Here is a 22,475-nt window from a genome sequence, read left to right as displayed (position 1 = left end):
GGAGCAGCCGCCGGCCCACGCAGCACCCCCAACTGACCACTGGTCACCGGGCAGCAGCCCTCACCGACCACTGGTCACCTGGGAGCAGCCGCCGGCCCACGCAGCACCCCCAACCGACCACTGGTCACCCGGCAGCAGCCACCACCGCCACGTCAGAAGGCGTGGATCGGCTGTGCTCGCTCGCGGCGGGTGAGGGCCGCGACGACGCGGGCCTGCCCGTGCCGGGCGACGGCGAGGCGGACCAGCAGGTCGCGGACGGGGTCGTACACCTCGGCGGGGAACGTCGGGGTGTCGATGCCGACGCTCACCGCCAGGTCGTCGGCGTGCACGACGACCTCGAGCATGCGCGTGAGCAGGAAGTCCTCGCGGCGCAGCGCCCACCCGGCCCACGCCACGGGCACGACGTCGCGCGCGGCACCGGAGCCGAGGGCGTCGCGCACCGTGTCGAGGTCCGCGACGACCCGGTCGTGCAGCGCCCCGGGCCCGGCGAGCGCGGCCTCCTCGTCGGGGCTGCGGTCGTTGACCGGGTCCTCGGGGGCCGCCGTCGGCCACGCCGAGCGCGCGTAGTGCTCGTCGGCGTCGCGCAGGACGGGCAGGTCCCCCGCGTCACGCGTGAGGGCCTGCGCGGCCCGCACCACCTGGTGGCCCAGGTGGACGGCCAGCGCCCCGACGCTCATCCCCGGCAGCGCGCTCGGCTCCGACCACCGCGCCGCGACCTCCGGCCGGTCCACCAGGCCCAGGGCGGCCTCGGCAGCGAGCAGGAACGCGTCGTCGCGAGCGGTCATGCCGGGAGTCTGGCAGGGCGGACCGGCGCGGCGGAAGGCACCGCCGGGCGCGCACTAGCCTTGTCCGGTGCCGGCGCGCGTGCTCGAGACCGCCCTGCCCGAGCGCCTGGGCCGACCCTTCCGGTGGCTGCTCGGGTCGTCGTGGTCCTCCAACCTGGGTGACGGGCTGGTGCTCGCCGCCGGTCCGCTGCTGGTCGCGTCCCGCACCGACGACGCGTTCCTCGTGGCCCTGGCCGCGCTGCTGGGGTGGCTGCCGCCGCTGCTGTTCGGCCTGTTCGCCGGCGCGGTCACCGACCGTGTGGACCGTCGTCGGCTCGTCATGGCGATGGACGCGGTCCGGGTCCTGGTGCTCGCGGTGCTCGCGACGTGCGTCGCGGTCGGGGCGTCGCCGATCTGGCTGGTGCTCGCGGCGCTGTTCCTGCTCGGGACGGCCGAGACGTTCGCCGACAACGTGTCGGGGACCCTCGTGCCGATGGTCGTGCACCGCGACGACCTCGCGGTCGCGAACTCCCGCGCCCAGGCCGGCTTCGTGGGGCTCAACCAGCTCGCCGGGCCGCCGATCGGCGCGGCCCTGTTCGCGGCCGGGCAGTGGTCGCCGTTCGCGGGTGCGGCGGTCCTCATGGCCGCGGGGGTGGCGCTCGTCTCCCGCGTCGTCCTGCCCCCGCACGGCAGGGCCGTCCACGAGCGCGGCACGGTGCGCGCGGACATCGCCGAGGGCGTGCGGTGGACCTGGCACCACCCGGCCGTGCGCACCCTGGTGCTGACGATCCTCATCTTCAACGTCACGTTCGGTGCGGCGTGGTCGGTGCTCGTGCTGTACGCCCAGCAGCGCCTGGGTCTCGGCGACGTGGGGTTCGGCCTCGTGACGACGGTGCAGGCCGTCGGCGGGCTCGTCGGCGTCACCTGCTACGGGTGGCTCACCGCGCGCGTCACCCTCGCGACGCTCCTGCGCGTCGGGCTCGTCGTCGAGACCCTCACCCACCTGGCGCTGGCGCTGACGACCAGCCCGTGGGTCGCGATGCCCGTGTTCCTCGTCTTCGGCGCGCACGCGTTCGTGTGGGGGACGACGTCGATCACGATCCGCCAGCGCGCCGTGCCGGCCGCCCTGCAGGGGCGCGTCAACAGCGTGAACCTCATCGGGGTCTTCGGCGGTCTCGTCGTCGGGGCGGGCGTGGGCGGCCTGCTCGCGCAGCGGTGGGGCGTGACCGCGCCGTTCTGGTTCGCGTTCGCGGGGTCGGCCGTGTTCGTCGTGCTGATCTGGCGCCAGCTGCGGCACGTCGCGCACACCGACGCGCGCCCGGCGCCATCGGACGCGGCGGCTCCCTGACGGGTGTGGGTGGCCTGTGCCAGGCTCCGTCCATGGACGACGTCGACCTGAGCCCCGCCCGCCTGACGCCCGAGCGCGACGAGCCGCCGCACCGCAGTGACGAGGCCGGCACGCTGCTCGGGTTCCTCGACTTCCACCGCCGCACGCTGCTGCTCAAGCTCGACGGCCTCGACGCCGACGCCCTGCGGCGCCCGCTGCCGCCGTCGACCATGACGCTCGGCGGGCTGATGAAGCACCTGGCCATGGTCGAGGACAACTGGTTCGGCGTGGTGTGGCACGACGCGCCGCACGTCGAGCCGTGGGTGTCGGTGGACTGGAAGGCCGACCGCGACTGGGAGTGGACGAGCGCGGCCGACGACTCCCCGGAGCACCTCCGGTCGCTGTGGGACGACGCGGTCGAGCGCTCGCAGCGCACGATCGCTGCCGCGCTGGCGGCCGGCGGGCTGGACCAGGTGTCGGCGCGCCCGCACCGGCTGACCGGCGAGCCCGTCTCGCTGCGCTGGATCCTGGTCCACATGATCGAGGAGTACGCGCGGCACAACGGCCACGCGGACCTGCTGCGGGAGGCGGTCGACGGCACCACCGGCGAGTGAGTGCCGGAGGTCAGGAGGAGGATGAGGCCGTGGCCGACGACCTGCCGGAGCTCCTGCTCCCCGACGCCGATGCCTGGCGCGTCTGGCTCACGGAGCACCACGCCGACCCGACCGGCGTGTGGCTCGTGCTGCACAAGAAGGGCGGGGACGTCACGACGCTGACGTACGTCGAGGCGGTCGAGGAGGCGCTGTGCTTCGGCTGGATCGACGGGCAGGGCCGGCGGCGCGACGAGCACAGCAGTTTCCAGCGCATGACGCCGCGCCGGGCCCGCAGCCCGTGGTCGGCCGTCAACGTGGCGCGGGCCGAGCGCCTGGAGCGCGAGGGCCGCATGCACGACGCGGGACGTGCCCAGGTGGCCGCCGCCCAGGCGGACGGCCGGTGGCAGGCCGCCTACCCCGGCCCGGCGACGATCGAGGTGCCCGACGACCTGACGGCGGCCCTCGCCGCCGTGCCCGCGGCGCGCGCGTGGTTCGACGCGCTCACGTCGGGCAACCGGTACGCGGTGCTGAGCCGGATCAGCCAGGCCAAGCGCCCCGACACCCGCGCCCGGCGCATCGCCGGCTTCGTGGCCGACCTCGCCGAGGGCCGCACGCCGTACCCGCAGAAGCGCCGTCCCGACACTCCGTGACAAGCGTCCAACAACCCCTGCTGCGCGCCCGTTCCGTCCCGTATCCTCCGGAACATGGCTGTTCGGCTCCACTACAGCGCGGCACGGTCGCACCCGCTGACGCAGGACGAGGTCGCCGTCGCGCGGGGCCTCGTCGCCGTGCACAACGCGACCTTCCCGTTCGAGGCCGAGCTGCTGACGCTGGCCGCACCGGGTGACGACGCGCTGCACGGGACGACGACGCTGCCGGAGCAGGACCCGTTCACCACGTTCCTGGGGCTCGCGCACTGGTGCCGCGCCCTGACCGAGGTCCGCCGGGCCCTGCCGGGCACGACGTGGGAGGTCCGCGTGGACGACGAGCCCGTGCCGTGGCACGACGAGGTCGGCTTCGGCTGGGCGGAGCAGCGCGACCCGGAGGTGCTCGAGCTGATGGAGCAGCTGCGCCCGGACTCCTGAGGCGACCGGCCGGCCGGGGGCCCGGCCCGTGTCAGGTCGCCGACTCCAGCGCGTCGACGACCGGCTGCTGCCCGGCGACCAGCAGGCGTCGGGCCTCGGCGAGGGTGACCCACGCGGCGCGGTCGACCTCCGGGACCTCGAGGCGGCGGCCCGAGCGCGGCGGCCACTCGACCTGCACGGTGCTGATCCCGGGACGCGTCGTCAGGTCGGGGCACGCCGGGTCGTCGGGCGACCCGACGATCCCGGCGGGCACCTCGACCGCCAGCACGTGCACGACCTTGCCGGAGGAGTACCGGAACGCCCCGAGGTCGACGGCGGGCAGGTCCGGCGCGGGGACGCCGAGCTCCTCGGCGAACTCGCGCCGGGCCGCCGTCGCGACGTCCTCGCCCGGCTCGACGATCCCCTTGGGCACCGACCACGCGCGCTCGTCCTTGCGCGCCCAGAACGGCCCGCCCATGTGGGCAATGAGCACGTGCGCGTCCGCGCCGCGTCCGTGGTGGAGCAGCAGGCCCGCGCTGGTGACCGGCACCGTGGGGGTCAGGCCGTCAGCGCGGCGTCGACGTGCCGCAGGAACGCGTCGAGGTCGTCCGGGGTGCGCGACGTGACGAGCGTGAAGCCGTTCGCGTCGTCGCTGACGACCTCGGAGTCGACCCAGGTCCCGCCCGCGTTGCGCACGTCGGTGGTCAGCGACGGGTACGACGTCAGGCGCTTGCCGCCGACGAGCCCCGCCTCGACGAGCAGCCACGGCCCGTGGCAGATGGCGGCGACGGGACGCCCGGACGACGCGAAGGCCTTGACCAGCCCCACCGCCTCGTCCTGCAGGCGCAGGCTGTCGGCGTTGAGCGTGCCGCCGGGGATCAGGAGCAGGTCGTAGGCGTCGACGTCGACGGCGCCGATGGTCGTCGTCGGCTGCACGGTGCGTCCGGGGTCCTTGTCGCCCACGAGCGTCTCGATCGGGGCGTCGTCGACGGCGGCGACGTCGACGGTCGCGCCGGCGCCTCGCAGGTGCTCGACGGGCACGACCAGCTCGTCCTGCTCGACGCCGTAGTTCGTGACGACGGCCAGGACGCGGCGGCCGCGAAGGTCCGTGTCGGACATGGGTGCCTCCTCGAAAGATGGTGGGGCGCCCGGGGTCGCCGGGCGGCGCCCGCCACGGTAAGCACGCCCGGCGCGGTCCCGCACGCCGTGCGGGGCGGTCGGCCCGGAAGCACACTCGGAGAGGGGGCACGGCGGCCGGTCGCGCGCTCCGGCAGTGCTCACCCGCGACGCCGCACCGTGCGGTCGGTGGACGCCGCGTCCCGACGCGCAGGCAGGACACGCCCATGAGCGGCACCACGCACCCCCCGACGGACACCGGCGAACCGGAGTTCGTGCTGTCCCGGGGCACGGTCTACGTCATCTTCAGCGCCCTGCTGGCGGCCATGTTCCTGTCCGCCCTCGACCAGTCGGTGGTGAGCACGGCGCTGCCCACGATCGTGGGCGACCTGGGCGCGGCCGACCGCGAGGGCTGGATCGTCACGGCGTACCTGCTGGCGATCGCCGTGGTCATGCCCGTGTACGGCAAGGTCGGCGACCTGTGGGGTCGGCGCACCCCGTTCCTCGTCGCGCTGGTGCTGTTCCTCGTCGGGTCGACGGGCTCGGCACTCGCCGGGTCCTTCACGGAGCTGGTGGTGTGGCGGTCCCTGCAGGGCCTGGGCGCCGGCGGCCTGGTCATCCTCAGCCAGGCGATCATCGCCGACATCGTCTCCGCCCGTGACCGCGGCAAGTTCATGGGGCCGATCGGGGCGGTGTTCGGGGTGGCCACGGTGATCGGGCCGCTGCTGGGCGGCTGGTTCACGGACGGTCCGGGGTGGCGCTGGTGCTTCTGGCTCAACGTGCCCGTCGCCCTGGTGGCGCTGGGCATCGCGTGGTTCCGGCTGAGGCTCCCGACGCGGCGGGCGACGACCCGGCTCGACGTCGTCGGCGCCGTGCTGCTGACGCTGACCACCTCGGGGATCGTCTTCCTGACGAGCTGGAGCACGATCTCCTCCGACCGCCGGTACGACTGGAGCAACCCGGCGCTGTGGGCCCTGGTGGTGGTGACCGTCGTCGCGCTGATCGCCTTCCTGGTGGCGGAGTCCCGCGCGGCCGACCCCCTGATCCCCCTGCACCTGTTCCGCAGCCGCACGTTCACCGTCTCGGTGACCATCGCCCTGCTGTTCGGCATGACGATGTTCGCGGCGCTGTCGTTCCTGCCGACGTTCCTGCAGATGGCGCGCGGCTCCACCGCGACGGACGCCGGGCTGATGATGCTGCCGATGACCGTGGGCCTGATGATCACGGCGCTCGGCTCGGGCCTGGCCATCACGCGGTACGGGCGGTACAAGCCGTACCCGATCATCGGCATGGGCATCGCGACGATCGGGCTGGCGTGGCTCACGCAGCTGACGCCGGACATCTCGATGGTCACGTTCGGCGCCATGATCTTCGTCCTCGGGCTCGGCCTGGGGTTCGTCATGCAGACGATCGTCATCGCGGTGCAGAACTCGGTGTCCCCCGACCTGGTGGGCGTCGCGACGTCGACCAACAACTTCCTGCGGGAGATCGGTGCGGCCGTCGGCACCAGCGTGTTCTCCACCGTCTTCACCGCCCGCCTGGCGACGCAGCTGGGTGACGCGTTGCGCGACGCGCCCCCCGGGGACGTGCCGCAGGGGTTCGGTGCGCAGTCCCTGACCCCGGACGCGGTGCGCGAGCTGCCGGCCGCGCTGCGCGACGTGGTCGTCGACGCGTACGCCCACGCCCTGGCGCCGGCGTTCTGGTACCTGGTGCCGCTCGCCGTGCTGGGCTTCGTCGTCGCGTTCTTCATGAAGGAGGTCGCCCTGTCCGACAAGTCGGGGCTGGAGGCCCGGGGGGTCGCACGGGTGGAGTAGCGCGCGGGGTGTCGAATCCGGCGGTCCCCGCGCGTCGTGGGCGTGCCGGGCACAGTGGGTGCCCGAGAACGCGCTGGAGGACACCATGACGACGCCGACGACGTACCTGATGCTGCTGTGGGGCGACCCCGACGCGCTGCTCGACCCCCGGGCCGCGTACGCGGCGCACGAGAGGTTCGAGGCCGACTGCGCCGCGCAGGGCCACGAGGTCCTGCTGGCCAAGGAGCTCGCCGACGCGGCGACCGCGCGGACGCTGACCGTCGGCGGGAGGCTGACCGACGGTCCGTACGCCGAGACCACCGAGCAGCTCGGCGGCCTCTACCGGATCCGCACCGCGGACCCCGAGGGCCTGCTGCGGCTCGCCGCACCGCTGGTCACCCACGACGGCGGCACCCTCGAGCTGCGCCCGGAGGTGCTGCACGACGACGGGGCCGCGCACGACGGCACCACCCCGGGCGACGCTCCCCTGCACCTCGTGCTGCTGCGGGGCGACCCCGCCGGGGCGTTCGACCTCGACGCGGTGTTCGCCGCCCACGACGCGTTCGTGACCGCGTGCGAGCAGCAGGGGCACCGGGTGGTCGGCGGTGAGGAGCTCGGGCCGCACACCGCGGCGCGACTGGTACGCACGACCCCCGCCGGGCAGCCGGTCCTCTGCGACGGCCCCTACACCGAGACCACCGAGCAGCTGGGCGGGTACTACCTGGTGCGGACCGACGACCCGGACGCGTTGCTGCGGCTCGCCGCGCCGCTCGTCGAGGCCGAGGGCCGCGGCACGGTCGAGGTGCGCGGCATGGTGCACGACGGCGTGCCGGTCGCAGGATGACGGCGCTGTCGAATCCGCACCTGCTCGCGCGTCATGCGGACGAGCGGGCACAGTGGGTGCCCCCGACGACGGAGGCCGCACGATGACGAGCACACCGCGCACCTGGACCCTGCTGCTGTGGGGCGACCCCGACGCCTGCCTCGACCTGGGTGCGTCCTACGCGGCGCACGAGCGGTTCGCCGCCGACTGCGCCGCGCACGGCCACGAGATCCTCGGGGGCGAGGAGCTCGCGAGCCCGAACGCCGCACGGCTGCTGCGCGTCGGTGCGGACGGGCCGGAGCTGAGCGACGGACCGTTCGCGGAGACCACGGAGCACCTCGGCGGGTTCTACCTGGTCCGCACGGCCGACCCGGACGGTCTGCTGCACCTGGCCGCCGGACTGCTGGAGAACGACCCGGGGACCATCGAGCTGCGACCCGTGGGCGGGCAGGACGCGCAGGCGGCACCGCTTGTCGACGCGGCGGTCGCGTCGTGAAGCTCGTCGTCCTGGTCTACGAGGACGAGGAGACGTACCGCAGCGCCGACGCCGAGGGCCGCGCCCGGTACGTCCGCGGGCACGAGGCGTTCGCCCGGGAGGCGCCCGGGGTCGGTGTGACGATCCTCGCGTGCGAGGCGCTCGCCGGGGTGGCGCACGCCCGCACCGTGCGGCACGTCGGCGACGCCACGGAGGTCACCGACGGGCCGTTCGCGGAGACCACCGAGCAGCTCGGCGGCTTCTACCTGGTCGACGCGCCCGACGTGCCCACGCTCGAGGGCCTGGTGCGGCTGCTGCCCGAGACGACGCACGAGATCCGGGAGTGCGTCGAGCCGTGACGCCCGGTCCCACCCCGCCGCCGCGCCCACCGGCCGCCCCGTCAGCCGGTGGCCCGGCGGCGGACGACGTCGCGCACGCCCTGGGCGCCGCGTGGCGCGCGCACTGGTCGCACGTCGTCGCGCTGCTCGTCGCGCAGTTCGGCAGCCCCGACCTGGCCGAGGACGCCGCGGGTGACGCCTTCGAGGCCGCCGCCCGCACCTGGCCGCGCGACGGCGTGCCGACCAACCCCGGCGCGTGGCTGCTGACGGCCGCGCGCCGGCGGGTGCTGGACCGGCTGCGGTCGCAGGCCGTGCACCGACGCAAGGAGCCCCTCATGGTCGTCGACGACGAGATGCGGTCGCTGGCCGCCGCGACGCAGGACCCCGGTGCGCACGTCGCGGACGAGCAGCTGCGCCTGGTCCTGACGTGCTGCCACCCGGCGCTGGCTCCCGCGGACCGGGTGGCGATGACGCTGCGGTTCGTGGTCGGGCTGGCGACGGCGGACATCGCGCGCCTGCAGCTCGTGCAGCACACCGCCATGTCGGCGCGGCTGACGCGGGCCAAGAAGCGCCTGGCGGCGGCGGGCGTGCCGTTCGTCGTGCCGCCGCCCGCCCAGCTCGCCGAGCGGCTCGACGCCGTGACGACCGTCCTGTACCTGCTGTTCACGGCCGGGTACCAGCCGTCGGACGTGCCCGGCGGCCTGCGGGTGGACCTCGCCGAGGAGGCGCTGCGCCTCACCCGCGAGCTCGACCGGCTGCTCGGTGGCTCCCCGCGGGTGCACGCGCTGCTGGCGCTGATGCTGCTGCAGCACTCCCGCCGCGACGCCCGCGTCGACGACGACGGCCGCATCGTCCTGCTGCCCGACCAGGACCGCTCGCGCTGGCACACCGAGGACATCGAGGAAGGGGTGGCCCTGCTGGCGGCGCTGCCACCGCTCGACGGGCTCGCCGAGGACCACCGCCTGCAGGCCCTCGCCGCCGCCGAGCACGCGACCGCACCGACCGCGGCGGACACCCGCTGGGACGTCGTCGCCGGGGTGTACGCGGTGCTGGAGGCACGCACCGGGTCACCCGTCGTACGGCTCGCCCGCGCCGTGGCCGTCGCCGAGGTCGACGGACCGGAGGCTGGGCTGGCGCTGCTCGACGGCCTGGACGGCACCCTCGCGCACCACCACCGGCTGGCCGCCGTGCGCGGCGAGCTGCTGCTGCGCGCCGGGCGGGGACCGGAGGCGGCGGCCGAGCTGGAGCGTGCGCTGACCCTGGTGCCGGCCGACGCCGAACGGCAGCACCTGCGCGATCGACTGGCGCAGGCGCGGGGCGAGGCGTCACCCAACTGACCACTGGTCACTTGGCGACCCACCCCGGTGACCACTGGTCACTTGGGAGGGCCGAAGAGGACCCGGCAACCCCCCAACTGACCACTGGTCACTTGGCGACCCACCCCGGTGACCACTGGTCACCGAGAGCGGCCGGGCTCGGCACGCCCCCCGCCGCGCCGGGCCCGGCCCGCTGGACGTCACACGACGCGCGGCCCTCCGCGGGCGCGCCGCCGCACCGCCAGGTGGGTGCGGGCCGCGAGCCGGCGGATCCCGACGACGTCCCGCGCGCGGGCGACCAGCGCGGCGACGTCGTCGGCGAGCGCCGGCAGGTCGGCCTCCGGGTCGACCTGCAGGGTGCTCACCAGCACGTACCGGCCGCGGTCCAGGTCGACGGTCGACCGGGCGCCGACGACTCCCGGCAGGCGGCGCGCCTCGTCCGCGACGTGCCCGGCGAGGGCGCCGACGTCGATGGTGAGCTGTCCCGACGCGTCGGACCCGGCGAGCGTCAGGGTGCCCACGCGCGGTGTGCCGAGGTGCGCGAGCAGCCACCACAGCGCGAGGAGGCCGAGGACGACGCCGGACACCGTCGCCGCCCAGCCGAACCACGTGGCGTCGGTGACCTCGGAGACGCGGCCGGGGTCGAGCGCCGTGGGCGTCTGCGCCCACACGTCCCCGAGCACGCCGGTCCACCACAGCACCGCGGCGACGCCGACGACGAGCAGCGCGAGCCCCACGACGAACGCCACGACGCGGTTCGTCGCGCGCACCCCCCGCTTCACCGCACACCTCCCCGTCCGTCCGTGCGGCTCGCCCTGCGGGCGCGCACGGCGACCCGCGGCACGTCCGCGAGCGCGGTGAGGCGCTCGGCGACGGCCGAGCGGACCTGGTCGGTGACCGTCGTGTCGCCGTCCGTGGTCGCGTCGACCGTCACGGCCCGTCGGCCCCACGTGCTGCGCACGTCGAAGACGCCGTCGACCTGCGCCGCCGCACCGGACGCGAGCCGCGCGACGTCCTGCCCCAGCAGGTACTGGCCCCCGCCCGCGGCGAGCGGGATCGCCGGACGTCGCCGCGGACGCAGCGCGACGACGAGCAGCCGCAGGCCCACGAGCGCGACGACGGCCCCGACGAGCGCGACCTGCCAGGTGGGCGTGATGCGCCCGACCGCGTCGGCGGCCGCGAGCAGCCAGGTGTCACCCCCGAGGACGTCGAGCGCGACCAGGCCGTCGTGCACCAGCACGACCGCCACGCCGAGGACCACGAGGGCCAGGACGACGCCGATCCAGCCGAGGGCGCCGGCGGGCCGCGGCTGGGCGAACGGCACCGGGTCGGGCGGCTGCGCGGCCAGGTCCGTGGCGGGTGCGTCGGCGAGCGCGCTCATCGCACACGCACCGTGGTGGCGGGCGCCGGGTCGGTGACGCCGACGACGCGCACGTCGACGCGGTCGGCCTGGACGCCGGCGTACCGGGTGACGGCGTCGCCGACCGCGTGGCGCACGCGCTGCGCGGTCGACGCGGCCGGGGCGGGCCACGCGAGCGCGATGTCGACCTCGACGCGGGCGCGGGTGCCGTGGGTGTGCGCCGAGGCACGCGGCAGGTCACGGCCCAGCAGGCTCGACGTCGCGGTCGCCACGCCCGGGACACGTGAGGCGGCCGCCAGCGCGACCTTCTGCACGACCCGGTCGCCGACCGTCAGGGAGCCGCGCACCGCCGGGTCGACGGTGCGGTGGTCGTCAGCCACGACGACCTCCCGTGAGGGCGGACAGGTCGACGCGACCCTCCACGACAGCGCCCACGAGCCAGCCGACCGCGCCGAGGACGACGGCGAGCAGGAAGCCGTTGAAGCCGCCGACGACCGCTGCGATCGCGAGCAGCAGCCCGGTGAGCAGACCGGCGAGTGACAGGGACATGAGGTGCTCCTCGGTTCGGGACGTGCTGCGTGCGGACGGGTCCGGCCGGGACGTCCCGGCGATCAGGCGACGAGGTCGTCGACGACGACGTGGACGTCACCGCCCACGGCCGCCTGCACCGCTCGGTGCACGTCGGCCGCGAGCGCCCGCAGGTCGCCCCCGAGCCGGGCGACGACGTGCACGTCGGTCGACCTGCCGTCGGGCCCGCTGCGGGTGCGGACGCCGGCCACGCGCCGGCCGGGCAGGTGGGTGCCGATCTCGCCGAACGCGCCCGGGTACAGCCCGGCGACGCCGGGGACGGCGAGCGCGGCCGCGGCCGCGAGCTCGGCGGGGTCCGGCGGGGTCGGAGGGCCGAGGTCCGGTGCCGGGACCGGCGGGCCGGGGACCGGTGCCGGCTCCGGGGGGCCGGGTGCCGGTGCCGGGACCGCCGGGGCGGGGTCCGCCGGCACGGGCACGACGACGACGGTCTCCTCCCGGACGACGACCACGGGCTCGTCGGGCCCGGGGCGGTCGCCGCTCATGCCACGCGCGGCTGCGGTGCGGGCTCGGGCTGCGGGTCGTCCTGCGGCAGGTGGACGTCGTTGACGCTGATGTTCACCTCGATGACGCGCAGGCCGGTCATGCGCTCGACGGACGTGATGATGTTGCGCCGCACGCCCTCCGCGAGGTCGACGACGGACACGCCGTACTCCGCGACGAGGTCGACGTCGACCGCGGCCTCCTGCTCGCCGACCTCGACGCTGATCCCCTGGCTGTGGTTCGTGGTGCCGCCGGGGATGCGCTCGCGGATCGCGCCGAAGGCACGGGCTGCGCCGCCGCCGAGCGCGTGGACCCCGGCGACGTCGCTCGCGGCGATGCCGGCGATCTTGGCGACGACGCCGTCGGCGATGGTCGTCGTGCCGTACTTGGTCTGCAGCGGCGTGCTGCTCGCGCGCGTCGAGCTGCTGGTGCCGGAGTTGCCGAGGCGCGGACCGGGGTTGTCGGTGGCGGCGCTCGGTGTGGTCGTCTGCTCGCTCATCGGTGCTCCTGGTGCTGTGGGCCGGATCGTGCGGACGTGCCTGGTGCCCCGGGGTGCCGACCGGCAGAAGGGCCCCGACACTGGGTGAGTGCCCTCCCGGACGGCGTCGTCACGGTGCACGCGGTGTGACCTGGGTCACACCGCGTGCCTCGTCGCGTGGCTGCGGAGCCCGTCGTGACGACCTACGAGGTGGCGGCGACGACGCCCGCGACCCCCTCGGCCCCCCCGCCCCTGCCCGACGGGCACCCGGGACCACCGGCGCGTCGAGGGGACGAGAGGCCCGGCGACCACCCGGACACCCGGGACGAGCCGGACGAGCCGCCCGGCACCGACCAGCCGGACGACGTGCTCGTCGAGCGCTCCGCCCTGGGCGACCAGTCCGCCTTCGCGGCCCTCGTCGCCCGGCACGGCGCCGCCCTCTACCGGTACGCGCGCCGCCTGCTGCCGTCCGCGCAGGACGCCGAGGACGCGGTGCAGGACGCGCTGACGGCCGCGTGGCTCGGCGCCGACGCGTACCGCGGCGACGCGAGCGTGCGCACGTGGCTGTTCGGCATCCAGACCAACTGCGTGCGACGTGCCGCCCGCCGCCGGGCGCGCACCGCGGTCCCCGTCGACGTGCGGGACGACGACGCGCCGCCCAGCACGGGCGCCGCGCCTGTCGGCGACCCGGTCGGCCACCTCCTCGCCGTCGACCTGCGCGCGGCGCTCGACGGTGCGCTCGCCGCGCTCCCGGCGTCGCAGCGTGCCGTGTGGCTGCTGGTGGAGGTCGAGGGCATGTCCTACGCCGACGCGGCGAGCGTGCTGCGGACCACCCACGCGGCGGTCCGCGGGTCGCTGGCGCGCGCGCGGCAGTCGCTGAGCAGGAGGTTCTCGACATGGCGCTGAACGACGCGCGGCGGGTCGACGACCTGCTCGACCTGGCGACGGCCCGGCTGCGCCGGCACACCGACGACGGCTGGGTCGCGGTCGCGCCGCGCGTGGTGGCGTCCGCGGTCGCCGCGCTGCGGCCGTCGCGCCCGGTGCGCGGTCGGCACGCCGCGGGCACCTACACGGTCGCGGCCGACGTCCTGCGCACGTCGGTGCGCGCCCGGCTGGACCGGGACACCCGGGTGCGGGTGCGCCGGCTGGCGTTCCGGACCGGCCCGGACGACGTCCTGGAGCAGGCCGTCGTCGAGGTGTCCGCCGCGTACCTGCAGCCGATCGCACCGTTGGCCACCGACGTGCGCCGCACGGTCGCGGACCACCTGCGCGACGTGCTCGGCGCGCCCGACCTGCCGGAGTCCGTCGTCACGGTGGACGTCGTGGTCACCGACGTGCACCGGGTGTGACGTCAGACGACGAGCAGCACCAGCAGCGCGAGGTTGAGGACCACGACCAGCCCGACCACGACGCACAGCACCGCGTGCAGCCAGGGCCCGTTGCGGTCGGCACCCATGAGCTCGCGGTCGCGGCCGAGGACGACCAGCGGGACCAGCGCGAACGGGATGCCGAAGCTGAGCACGACCTGGCTCAGCACGAGCGTCCACGTGGGGTCGGCGCCCACGGCGAGCAGCACGATCGCGGGGATCAGCGTCACGACGCGGCGCAGCAGCAGGGGCACCCGCCGGTGCAGGAGGCCCTCCATGATCGTCGCGCCGGCGTAGGCGCCGACGGACGTCGACGCCAGACCCGACGCGAGCAGGCCGACGGCGAACGCGAGACCGACCGCGGGACCGAGGGCGGAGACGATCGCGGCGTGCGCCCCCTCGATGGTGTCGGTGCCCTCGGTGCCCTGCAGCCCTGCGGCGGCGAGCAGCAGCAGGCCGATGTTCACGGCCCCCGCGACGACGAGCGCGACGCCCACGTCCCAGCGCGTGGCCCGCAGCAGCAGGCGCCGGCCGGACCCCTCGGGCGCACGGCCGTGCCGGTCGCGCACCAGGGCGGAGTGCACGTAGATGGCGTGCGGCATGACCGTGGCGCCGAGCATGCTCGCGGCGAGCAGCACCGAGTCGGCGCCCGCGAACCGGGGCACCAGGCCACCGAGCACGCCGCCCGCGTCGGGGGGCGAGACGAGCAGGCCCACGAGGAAGCCGACGGTGATGACGGCGAGCAGCGCGACGACCACGCCCTCGAAGCGTCGCTGGCCGTACCGGTCCTGCGTCACGAGCAGGGCCATGGACGCGACGCCGACGATCAGCCCTCCGACCGGGAGCGGGACGCCGAACAGCAGGTGCAGCGCGATGGCACCGCCGACCACCTCCGCGACGTCGGTGGCCGCCGCCACGATCTCGGCCTGCGCCCAGAACGCCAGGCGGGGGCCGCGGCGCAGCCGGTCGCCCAGCACACCGGGCAGCGACTGGCCCGTGACCAGCCCGAGCTTGGCGGACTGGTACTGCACGAGGACGGCCATGACGTTCGCCGCGACGAGCACCCACAGCAGCAGGTACCCGTACCGCGCGCCGGCCGTGAGGTTGGCGGCGACGTTGCCGGGGTCGACGTAGGCGATGGCCGCGACGAACGCGGGGCCGAGCAGCACCGGGACGCGGGGTGTGCCGGTCGCCCGCTCGACGGAAGTTCGCACGGCCGAACTCTACATGTCGACTACCCGGAAGTCGCCGCCTCCGGCGCGACGACCGGCCTCTCCCACGCACCGTCACCCACGCGGCGGAACCCCACGCGCGCCAGGTACGCGTCGCCCCCCGGCGGGGCGGCCGGCACCACCAGCCGTCGCAGCCCGCGGTCCGCGAACACCCGGGAGTGCCGGTACACGAACTCGCCGGGCGTGAAGTCCCGGAACCGCGGTGTCACCCAGTCGAGCAGCACCACGCCGGTGCCGCCACCGGTGTCGCGCACGAGCACCACCCCGACCGTCTCGTCGCCGCGGACCACGAGGAACGCGAGCTCGTCGGCTCCTGCTGCGGCACCCGCGGCCGGGCCGGCCGCCGGGACCGTGCGGTGCCGCGCGACGTCCTGCGCGTGGACGTCGAGCACGTGCCGCAGGTAGGCGTCGTCGGGCGCGACCTCGACCACGGCGTACACCTGCGCGTCGGACCGCTCGCGGCGCAGCCGCCACAGCCAGTACACGTCGATGACCGCGATCACCCCGTTCATCGCGGCGAACGCCCAGATGCCGAACACCGCGTTGTACGCGGTCGCGAGCACCGCGCCCACCAGGTTCATCACCCGGAAGCGCCACACGCGCGCCTGCACGAGCGACAGCACGACGAGCAGCGACCCGGCCCAGCCCACGACCTCCCACCACGGCATGCCCGCAGGCTAGGGCCCGGCACGCGCAATTGACGTCGACGCGGCGTCGCGGTGCGGGGATCGTGGGCGCCATGACGACGTGGTCCGTCCAGCAGCTCCGTGTGCCGACGTCCCCGCAGAGCGCGGACGGGCGGCTCCTGCACGCGCTCGTCGACGCCCAGAACGAGGTGACGCGCGCCGCCTGGGGCAGCGACGACTTCGCGGTGACACCGCGCCGGACGCTGTCGCTCCTGCAGCACCAGGACGTCTCCCGGCGCCTTCGGCTGCTCGCCGTCGACGACGCCCACCCCGAGCACGTCCTCGGCTTCGCCCGGCTGGACCTGCCCCTGCGGGACAACACCCACACCGGCTGGCTCGACCTGGGCGTGCGCCCCGCCCACCGCGGCCAGGGCATCGGCACGTCGCTGCTGGCCGCCGCGCTCGCGGTCGCGCAGGGCGCCGGCCGCACGCACCTGATGACCGAGACCGAGCAGGCGAGCGAGCCGGCACCCGGGGACGCGACGATGTCCGCGCCCACCGGCGAGGGCCGGGTGTCACGCGACGACCCGTCGGTCCGCTTCGCCCTCGCCCACGGGTGGCAGCTCGAGCAGGTGGCCCGCCACTCGCGGCTGACCCTCCCGCTCGACGCCGACGCGCTGGCGGCGCACCGGGAGGCGGCCGCGACCGCGGCGGGCCGCGACTACCGGACCGTCACCTGGACCGACGCGACCCCCGACCGCTGGCTCGACCAGATGGCCGAGCTGCACACGCGCATGAGCACCGACGAGCCGACCGCCGGCCTCGACGTCGAGGAGGAGGCGTGGGACGCGCAGCGCGTGCGCGACGACGACGCCGAGAGCCTCGACCGGGACGAGCAGCTGCTGACGACCGTGGTGGAGCACGTGCCGTCGGGCCGGCTGGTGGCGTACTCGCAGCTCATGTTCCCCCCGCACACCGACGAGTTCGTCTGGCAGGAGGACACCCTCGTCCTGCGCGAGCACCGGGGCCACCGCCTCGGCATGCTGGTCAAGGCGGTGCAGCTGCAGGAGCTGGCCGAGCGCCGCCCCGCGGTGCGGCGCATCAGCACGTGGAACGCCGAGGAGAACCGCTGGATGCTCGCGATCAACGTCGCGCTGGGCTTCCGTCCGGCGGGCGGCTGCGGGGTGTGGCAGCGGCGGGTGGAGCCCGCCTGACACGCCTCGGCCCGCGACGCACCGGCGTCGCGGGCCGTCCGGCGTCAGTTCCGCTCGCGGCGGTACAGCACCCGCGACCAGACGTACCCGGCGACGCCGATCACGACGCACCAGCCGAAGGCCAGGGCCGTCGTCGTGGTCTCCAGCGCGGCGCCCGCCAGCAGCGAGCGGGCCGTCTCGATGATCGGCGTGAAGGGCTGGTACTCGGCGAACCACCGCACCCCGGCCGGCATGGTCTCGACGGGCACGAACCCGCTGCCCAGGAACGGCAGGAGCATGAGCAGCATCGGGGTGTTGCTGGCCGTCTCGACGCTCTTGGCGTTCAGCCCCATGCCGACGCACAGCCAGTTCAGCGCGATCCCCAGCAGCAGGAACAGGCCGAGCAGCGCGAGCCAGTCCAGCGGGTCCGCGCCCGGCCGGTAGCCGATCGCCAGCGCGGCGGCGAGCACCAGGACGGCCGCCGCGAGGGCCTGCAGGACGAACCCGACGACCTGCCCGGACAGCACGGACCCCGACGAGATCGCCATCGTCTTGAACCGCGCCATGATGCCGCTGGACGCGTCCATCGCGGCGCTGATCGCCACCGACTGCGCACCTCCGACGATGGTGAGGATCAGCAGCGTCGGCGCGATGTACTCCAGGTACGCCGACCGCGCCTCCGCCCCGGGCGCGACGCCGGGGGCGACACCGGCGCCGAACGCCCCGCCGAAGACGTAGACGAAGAGCAGCAGCGCGACGAGGGGCCCCAGGACGAGGAACGCGGTCAGGCCCGGGTAGCGCACGGCCCGCAGCAGGCTGCGACGGACCATGATCATGGTGTCGGCCAGCGGACGGGCGCCGGCGGTGGGAGCGGGCAGCGCGACGGTGGTCATGAGGCCACCTCCTTCGTGGTCGTGTCCGTGTCGGTGGTGGGCTCGGTCAGACGCAGGAAGACGTCGTCCAGCGAGCCCGTGCCGTGGGCAGCCTTGAGGTCGGCCGGTGTGCCCCCGGCGACGATGCGGCCGCCGTCGAGCACCGCGATGCGGTCCGCGAGCCGGTCGGCCTCCTCGAGGTACTGCGTCGTGAGCAGGATCGTCGTGCCGGCCGCGACGAGGGCGCGCACCTCGTCCCACAGCGTGCGGCGGCTGCGCGGGTCGAGGCCCGTGGTCGGCTCGTCGAGGAACACGACCGACGGCGTGCCGACGAGCGTCATCGCGAGGTCGAGCTTGCGGCGCATGCCGCCCGACCACGTCGAGACAGGCTTGCCCGCGGCGTCCGTGAGACCGAACTGCGCCAGCAGCGCGTCGGTGCGCTCGCGTCCCGCGCGGCGGCCCAGATGGTGCAGGGAGGCCATGAGCTGCAGGTTCTCGCGGCCGTTGAGCAGGTCGTCCACGGCGGACACCTGCCCGGTGACGCCGATCGAGGCGCGCACTGCGGCCCCCTGCGTGACGACGTCGTACCCCGCGACGCGCGCGGTGCCGGCGTCGAGACGCAGCAGCGTCGACAGGATGCCGACGACCGTGGTCTTGCCGGCGCCGTTGGGGCCGAGCAGTGCGGTGACGGTACCCGTCGGGACGGCGAGGTCGACGCCGTCGAGCACGGTCAGGTCACCGAAGGACTTGCGCAGTCCGCGCACGTCGACGGCGAGGTCGCTGGTCATGGTGTGCTCCTGTCGGTCGGTCGGTCGGTCGGTCGGTCGGTCGGTCGGGTCAGGGACGCCGGACCAGGACGTCGCCGTAGCCGCTGCTCGCACGGATCTCGGCGGTGAACTCGTCGGCGACGGGGCCCTCGGTGGGGGTGAGCTGGTTGCGCACGGTGCCGTGCTCGGTGGTCAGGTCGAGCCAGGCCGCCGTCCCCTTGGGGACGCCGACCTCGATGCCGCCGTACGCCGTGGTGAGCCGCACGCTGCCCTGCTCGACGTGCGCGACGCGGATCCCGGCGTTGGCGGACCGGACGCACAGGTCGCCGCGGACGCGGTCCACGGCGATCTCGGCGTGCGCGCCGACGATCTCGAGCGAGCCGGTGACGGCGCCGACGCTCGTCGGGCCGTTGCTCGCGCGGATGGTCCCGTCGCCGACGATCTCGGCGACGCGGACCGCGCCCGCCGACGCCTTGATCTGCGTCGGACCCGTGATCCGGCCGACGACGACGCTGCCGGCCGTGACCTTCAGGTCCAGGCGGGACGCCTCCTCGAGGCGGGCCTCGCCGCCGTTGAGGATCAGGTCGACCGCGCCCAGGCGCCCCTCGGCGAACAGCGTCCCGGCCTTGCCCCGCAGGTCCGACCCGGTGGGCAGCTCGATCGTGACGACCGCACCGCCGGCGGAGAACGGCAGGACGTACTGCTTCCAGGACCCCGGGTAGACGATCGAGACGCCGTCGCCGTCCCGCTCGACGCGGGTCTCGTTCGCGGCGCGCACGGCGCCGGACTTGGACGGGTCGGCCGGCAGCACGGTCACCACGACGTCCTCGCGGTCGCTCGCGACGACGTGCAGGTTGCCGAACGGGACGTCGATGACGAGCGGCACGGGTCCGGCGACGGGGAACGTGGGCATGGTGGCTCCAGGGATGGTGTCGTGGTGGTGTCGCCTTGTGGTGGACCGGGATGGTGGGCGGGGCGCGATCGTGGTCAGCGCACCCAGCCGGTGAGGTGGGTCGTGCTGCCGCGCGTCTGGGCACGGCCCGCGGGGCCGGCGCCGGCGCCGCGCTCCAGCGCGGCCGCGACAGCCCGGACGAGCCAGGTGTTGACGGAGACGCCGTCGCGGGCGGCGACGACCTCGACCTGGGCCTTGAGGTGGTCGGGCAGCCGCAGGGTGGTGCGGGTGGTGGCGCCGTCGGCGTCGCCGCCCGGCTGGGCGGGCGGCTCCGGCGGCGCGGGCAGCGCCGCTGCCGGGGGTGCGTCGGCCCGGGCCGCAGGCGTGGTGACGACGAACTCGGGGTCGCCGCTGCGCAGCCGCACGTCCACCGACCCGGGGGCGAGCTCGGCCGAGATCTCCCCGGCCGCGGCGGACAGCGCGTCGAGCAGGACGAGGCGCACGGCGGCGTCGAGCGGCGCGGTCAGGCGCTGCGCGAGCTGCCGGGCGTCCTCGCCGCCGGCGTCGGCAGCGGTGATCAGCCGCTGCTGGAGGTCGTCGACGTAGTGCGTGAGATCCATGACGCCATCATGACACCACGATGGTGTCATGACAACCTCCTCTCGCGCCACGATGACGCCGCGGGCCCCGTGCGCCGCGGACGCCGGGCGCGCGCCGTGGCCGTGTGCGACCGTGGGCTGCGGCCGGACCGCCACGACGCCGGAAGGATCCCGTGATGGCCAACCGCCTCGCCGCCAGCACCAGCCCCTACCTGCAGCAGCACGCCGACAACCCCGTCGACTGGTACGAGTGGGGTGACGAGGCGTTCGCGGAGGCGCGCCGCCGCGACGTCCCGCTGCTGATCTCCGTCGGGTACGCCGCGTGCCACTGGTGCCACGTGATGGCGCACGAGTCCTTCGAAGACGCGGCGACCGCGGAGCTCATGAACCGGTCGTTCGTCGCCGTGAAGGTCGACCGTGAGGAGCGCCCGGACGTCGACGCGGTGTACATGGCCGCCACCCAGGCCATGACCGGCCAGGGCGGCTGGCCCATGACCGTGTTCGCGACCCCGGACGGCGAGCCGTTCTACTGCGGCACCTACTACCCGCCGCGCCCCGTCGGGGGCATGCCCTCGTTCCCGCAGCTGCTGCAGGCGATGGCGCACGCCTGGTCGCAGCAGCGCGACGACGTCGCGCACAACGCCTCCGCGCTGCGCGACGCGCTCGCGTCGGTGGGCCCGGCCGGCGCGCCCGGCCCGCTCGACCCGGCGTCGCTCGAGGCGGACACGGCCCGCGCGCTCGACGCGCTGGCGGCCCAGTACGACGCACGGTCCGGCGGGTTCGGCGGAGCACCGAAGTTCCCGCCGTCGATGGTGCTCGAGTGGCTCCTGCGCCGTTACGCCCGCACCGGCGACGAGCGCGCCCTCGCGATGGCCGAGGGCACGCTCGACGCGATGGCCCGCGGCGGCATGGCCGACCAGCTCGGCGGCGGCTTCGCGCGGTACTCCGTCGACGCGACGTGGACGGTCCCGCACTTCGAGAAGATGCTCGACGACAACGCCGAGCTGCTGCGCGTGTACGCGCACCGGTGGCGCGCGACCGGGTCCGCGCTCGCGCTGCGCGTCGTCGAGGACGGTGCCGCGTGGCTGCTGCGCGAGATGCGCACGCCGCAGGGCGGGTTCGCGGCCTCGCTCGACGCGGACACCCGGGGCGTCGAGGGGCAGACGTACGTGTGGACGCCGGAAGAGCTGGCCGACGTCCTCGGGCCGCAGGACGGTGCGTGGGCGGCGGACCTGTTCGGCGTCACGGCCGACGGCACGTTCGAGCACGGCACGTCGGTGCTCACCCTGCACGCCGACCCCGACGACCACGCGCGGTACGACGACGTCCGCGCCCGGCTGCTCGCGGCGCGCGACGCCCGCCCCCAGCCGGGCCGGGACGACAAGGTCGTCGCCGCCTGGAACGGGCTGGCGATCGCCGCGCTCGCCGACGCCGGAGCGCTGCTCGGCCGGCCCGCGTGGGTGTCGGCCGCGACGGACGCGGCCGAGCTGCTGTGGTCCCTGCACGTCCGCCCGGGCGCGACGGGACCCCGCCTGACGCGCACCTCACGCGACGGCGTCGCCGGCCGCTCCCCCGGCGTCCTGGCCGACTACGCCGACGTCGCCGAGGGCTACCTCGCGCTGTTCTCCGCGACGGGCGACCCGGCGTGGTTCGAGCGTGCGGGTGCGCTGCTCGGCGCCGTGCTCGCCCACTTCCGCGACGACGCGGGCGGGTTCTGGGACACCGCCGACGACGAGACCGACGCGGTCCTCGCGCAGCTCCAGCGACCGCAGGAGATCGCCGACGGGCCGGCGCCGTCCGGACCGTCCGCCGCCGCCGGGGCGCTGCTCACGTACGCCGCCCTCAGCGGGTCGAGCGCGCACCGCGAGGCCGCCGAGCAGGCGCTCGACCGACCCCTGGCGGTCGCCGGGCGCTACCCGCGGGCGGCCGGGTGGGCGCTGGCCGTGGCCGAGGCGGTGCTCGACGGACCGCGCGAGGTGGCGGTCGTGGGGCGCCCGGACGACCCGGCGACGCACGCGCTGGTAGCCGCGGCGCGCGGCGGCACCGCCCCGGGCGCGGTCGTCGCGGTGGGTGGTGGTGACGACGCGGGGACCGGCGGCACGGAGGCCGACGGCGTCGGGCACCGGGTGCCGCTGCTGCGGGACCGTCCGCTGCGCGAGGGGCAGCCGACCGCGTACGTATGCCGCGGGTTCGTCTGCGACCTGCCGGAGACCGACCCGCAGTCGCTGCGGCGGTCACTGGGCGGACGCCAGGACGCGGCGCCGGTCGATACCCGCACGTAGGCGGCCGAACCGCCGTCCATGCTGCGACGGTGACACACCGCGTCCCGAGCAAGACCTGCCAGCGGTTCATCGCAGGAAGGGCCAGGACGCCGCGGGCTTGAGCGTCCACGGATGCTGCACTTATGCATCA

General features: G+C 75.4%; 28 protein-coding genes. 13 read left to right on the top strand and 15 right to left on the bottom strand.

Annotated features, from left to right (window positions below; genetic code table 11):
- Window positions 1-152 precede the first annotated feature (152 nt).
- Window positions 153-785 (bottom strand): maleylpyruvate isomerase N-terminal domain-containing protein, encoded by a 633-nt coding sequence (locus NP075_RS01290; protein ID WP_227564689.1) that lies wholly within the window; start codon window positions 783-785, stop codon window positions 153-155.
- A 67-nt stretch (window positions 786-852) separates the two neighbouring features.
- On the opposite strand from NP075_RS01290, the gene NP075_RS01285 reads away from it, so the two are divergent.
- Genes NP075_RS01285 through NP075_RS01270 form a run of 4 tightly spaced genes read left to right on the top strand, consistent with a single transcriptional unit; the run spans window position 853 to window position 3,769 of the window.
- Window positions 853-2,112, top strand: coding sequence for an MFS transporter (locus NP075_RS01285; RefSeq protein ID WP_227564688.1), 1,260 nt, complete (start codon window positions 853-855; stop codon window positions 2,110-2,112).
- 32 nt (window positions 2,113-2,144) lie between these two features.
- A complete protein-coding gene (locus tag NP075_RS01280) occupies window positions 2,145-2,705 on the top strand; it encodes a DinB family protein (RefSeq protein WP_227564687.1) in 561 nt (186 codons plus the stop codon).
- Between the two features lie 29 nt (window positions 2,706-2,734).
- Window positions 2,735-3,334 (top strand): YdeI/OmpD-associated family protein, encoded by a 600-nt coding sequence (locus NP075_RS01275; protein ID WP_227564686.1) that lies wholly within the window; start codon window positions 2,735-2,737, stop codon window positions 3,332-3,334.
- Between the two features lie 54 nt (window positions 3,335-3,388).
- Entirely contained in the window at window positions 3,389-3,769 is a 381-nt protein-coding gene (locus tag NP075_RS01270; RefSeq protein WP_227564685.1) for a hypothetical protein, read from the top strand.
- Between the two features lie 31 nt (window positions 3,770-3,800).
- Here NP075_RS01270 and NP075_RS01265 read toward each other — a convergent pair whose 3' ends face one another.
- Both NP075_RS01265 and NP075_RS01260 read right to left on the bottom strand, forming a co-directional pair.
- Window positions 3,801-4,298 carry an NUDIX hydrolase gene (locus NP075_RS01265; RefSeq protein ID WP_227564684.1) on the bottom strand — a complete coding sequence of 166 codons (498 nt, stop codon included), beginning with the start codon at window positions 4,296-4,298 and terminating at the stop codon, window positions 3,801-3,803.
- Window positions 4,299-4,306: 8 nt separating this feature from the next.
- Entirely contained in the window at window positions 4,307-4,867 is a 561-nt protein-coding gene (locus NP075_RS01260) for a type 1 glutamine amidotransferase domain-containing protein (RefSeq protein WP_227564683.1), read from the bottom strand.
- 224 nt (window positions 4,868-5,091) lie between these two features.
- Here NP075_RS01260 and NP075_RS01255 point away from each other — a divergent pair, with 224 nt between their 5' ends.
- The 5 genes from NP075_RS01255 (at window position 5,092) to NP075_RS01235 (ending at window position 9,630) form a co-directional block, all read left to right on the top strand.
- Window positions 5,092-6,678, top strand: a complete 1,587-nt coding sequence (locus NP075_RS01255; protein ID WP_227564682.1) for an MDR family MFS transporter — start codon at window positions 5,092-5,094, stop codon at window positions 6,676-6,678.
- Window positions 6,679-6,736: 58 nt separating this feature from the next.
- Window positions 6,737-7,501: a YciI family protein gene (locus NP075_RS01250; RefSeq protein ID WP_227564681.1), complete on the top strand. Its 765-nt coding sequence runs from the start codon at window positions 6,737-6,739 to the stop codon at window positions 7,499-7,501.
- A gap of 82 nt (window positions 7,502-7,583) precedes the next feature.
- Complete coding sequence (locus tag NP075_RS01245) at window positions 7,584-7,976, top strand: YciI family protein (RefSeq protein WP_227564680.1); 393 nt, start codon at window positions 7,584-7,586, stop codon at window positions 7,974-7,976.
- Window positions 7,973-8,314 (top strand): YciI family protein, encoded by a 342-nt coding sequence (locus tag NP075_RS01240; RefSeq protein ID WP_227564679.1) that lies wholly within the window; start codon window positions 7,973-7,975, stop codon window positions 8,312-8,314. Before NP075_RS01245 ends, NP075_RS01240 begins: the two co-directional genes overlap by 4 nt.
- Window positions 8,311-9,630 (top strand): RNA polymerase sigma factor, encoded by a 1,320-nt coding sequence (locus NP075_RS01235; RefSeq protein WP_227564678.1) that lies wholly within the window; start codon window positions 8,311-8,313, stop codon window positions 9,628-9,630. The genes NP075_RS01240 and NP075_RS01235 overlap by 4 nt, the downstream gene beginning before the upstream one ends.
- 179 nt (window positions 9,631-9,809) lie before the next feature.
- Here the strand turns inward: NP075_RS01235 and amaP are convergent, their stop codons facing one another.
- The 6 genes from amaP to NP075_RS01205 form a co-directional block, all read right to left on the bottom strand.
- Complete coding sequence (amaP, locus tag NP075_RS01230) at window positions 9,810-10,379, bottom strand: alkaline shock response membrane anchor protein AmaP (protein WP_227564677.1); 570 nt, start codon at window positions 10,377-10,379, stop codon at window positions 9,810-9,812.
- 8 nt (window positions 10,380-10,387) lie between these two features.
- On the bottom strand, window positions 10,388-10,990 hold the full coding sequence (locus tag NP075_RS01225; RefSeq protein ID WP_227564676.1) for a DUF6286 domain-containing protein: 603 nt from the start codon (window positions 10,988-10,990) through the stop codon (window positions 10,388-10,390).
- Window positions 10,987-11,349 carry an Asp23/Gls24 family envelope stress response protein gene (locus NP075_RS01220; RefSeq protein ID WP_227564675.1) on the bottom strand — a complete coding sequence of 121 codons (363 nt, stop codon included), beginning with the start codon at window positions 11,347-11,349 and terminating at the stop codon, window positions 10,987-10,989. The genes NP075_RS01225 and NP075_RS01220 overlap by 4 nt, the downstream gene beginning before the upstream one ends.
- On the bottom strand, window positions 11,342-11,518 hold the full coding sequence (locus tag NP075_RS01215) for a DUF2273 domain-containing protein (protein WP_227564674.1): 177 nt from the start codon (window positions 11,516-11,518) through the stop codon (window positions 11,342-11,344). Before NP075_RS01215 ends, NP075_RS01220 begins: the two co-directional genes overlap by 8 nt.
- A gap of 62 nt (window positions 11,519-11,580) precedes the next feature.
- Entirely contained in the window at window positions 11,581-12,039 is a 459-nt protein-coding gene (locus NP075_RS01210; protein WP_227564673.1) for a hypothetical protein, read from the bottom strand.
- On the bottom strand, window positions 12,036-12,536 hold the full coding sequence (locus NP075_RS01205) for an Asp23/Gls24 family envelope stress response protein (RefSeq protein ID WP_227564672.1): 501 nt from the start codon (window positions 12,534-12,536) through the stop codon (window positions 12,036-12,038). Before NP075_RS01205 ends, NP075_RS01210 begins: the two co-directional genes overlap by 4 nt.
- A 174-nt stretch (window positions 12,537-12,710) precedes the next feature.
- Here NP075_RS01205 and NP075_RS01200 point away from each other — a divergent pair, with 174 nt between their 5' ends.
- Together NP075_RS01200 and NP075_RS01195 are read left to right on the top strand one after the other, a co-directional pair.
- Entirely contained in the window at window positions 12,711-13,421 is a 711-nt protein-coding gene (locus tag NP075_RS01200; protein WP_227564671.1) for an RNA polymerase sigma factor, read from the top strand.
- Window positions 13,412-13,864, top strand: a complete 453-nt coding sequence (locus NP075_RS01195; protein WP_227564670.1) for a hypothetical protein — start codon at window positions 13,412-13,414, stop codon at window positions 13,862-13,864. The genes NP075_RS01200 and NP075_RS01195 overlap by 10 nt, the downstream gene beginning before the upstream one ends.
- A 2-nt stretch (window positions 13,865-13,866) precedes the next feature.
- On the opposite strand, the gene NP075_RS01190 is transcribed toward NP075_RS01195, so the two are convergent.
- Window positions 13,867-15,096, bottom strand: a complete 1,230-nt coding sequence (locus NP075_RS01190; protein ID WP_227564669.1) for an Nramp family divalent metal transporter — start codon at window positions 15,094-15,096, stop codon at window positions 13,867-13,869.
- Window positions 15,097-15,116: 20 nt separating this feature from the next.
- Window positions 15,117-15,782 carry a hypothetical protein gene (locus NP075_RS01185; RefSeq protein ID WP_227564668.1) on the bottom strand — a complete coding sequence of 222 codons (666 nt, stop codon included), beginning with the start codon at window positions 15,780-15,782 and terminating at the stop codon, window positions 15,117-15,119.
- Window positions 15,783-15,853: 71 nt separating this feature from the next.
- Between NP075_RS01185 and NP075_RS01180 the strand changes: the two genes are divergently transcribed.
- On the top strand, window positions 15,854-16,954 hold the full coding sequence (locus NP075_RS01180; protein WP_227564667.1) for a GNAT family N-acetyltransferase: 1,101 nt from the start codon (window positions 15,854-15,856) through the stop codon (window positions 16,952-16,954).
- Between the two features lie 44 nt (window positions 16,955-16,998).
- On the opposite strand, the gene NP075_RS01175 is transcribed toward NP075_RS01180, so the two are convergent.
- From NP075_RS01175 to NP075_RS01160, 4 genes are all read right to left on the bottom strand, one after another.
- The gene (locus tag NP075_RS01175; RefSeq protein ID WP_227564666.1) at window positions 16,999-17,826 is read right to left on the bottom strand and encodes an ABC transporter permease; all 828 of its coding nucleotides are present in this window, start codon (window positions 17,824-17,826) and stop codon (window positions 16,999-17,001) included.
- Window positions 17,823-18,593 carry an ABC transporter ATP-binding protein gene (locus tag NP075_RS01170; protein WP_227564665.1) on the bottom strand — a complete coding sequence of 257 codons (771 nt, stop codon included), beginning with the start codon at window positions 18,591-18,593 and terminating at the stop codon, window positions 17,823-17,825. Before NP075_RS01170 ends, NP075_RS01175 begins: the two co-directional genes overlap by 4 nt.
- Window positions 18,594-18,642: 49 nt before the next feature.
- A complete protein-coding gene (locus NP075_RS01165) occupies window positions 18,643-19,485 on the bottom strand; it encodes a DUF4097 family beta strand repeat-containing protein (RefSeq protein ID WP_227564664.1) in 843 nt (280 codons plus the stop codon).
- Between the two features lie 74 nt (window positions 19,486-19,559).
- Complete coding sequence (locus tag NP075_RS01160) at window positions 19,560-20,084, bottom strand: histidine kinase (protein ID WP_227564663.1); 525 nt, start codon at window positions 20,082-20,084, stop codon at window positions 19,560-19,562.
- Between the two features lie 155 nt (window positions 20,085-20,239).
- Between NP075_RS01160 and NP075_RS01155 the strand changes: the two genes are divergently transcribed.
- Window positions 20,240-22,345 carry a thioredoxin domain-containing protein gene (locus NP075_RS01155; RefSeq protein ID WP_227564662.1) on the top strand — a complete coding sequence of 702 codons (2,106 nt, stop codon included), beginning with the start codon at window positions 20,240-20,242 and terminating at the stop codon, window positions 22,343-22,345.
- Window positions 22,346-22,475 lie beyond the last annotated feature (130 nt).

It is taken from the genome of Cellulomonas wangsupingiae (assembly GCF_024508275.1).
Lineage (GTDB): Bacteria > Actinomycetota > Actinomycetes > Actinomycetales > Cellulomonadaceae > Cellulomonas > Cellulomonas wangsupingiae.
This window is presented reverse-complemented; position numbering and strand designations above follow the sequence as displayed.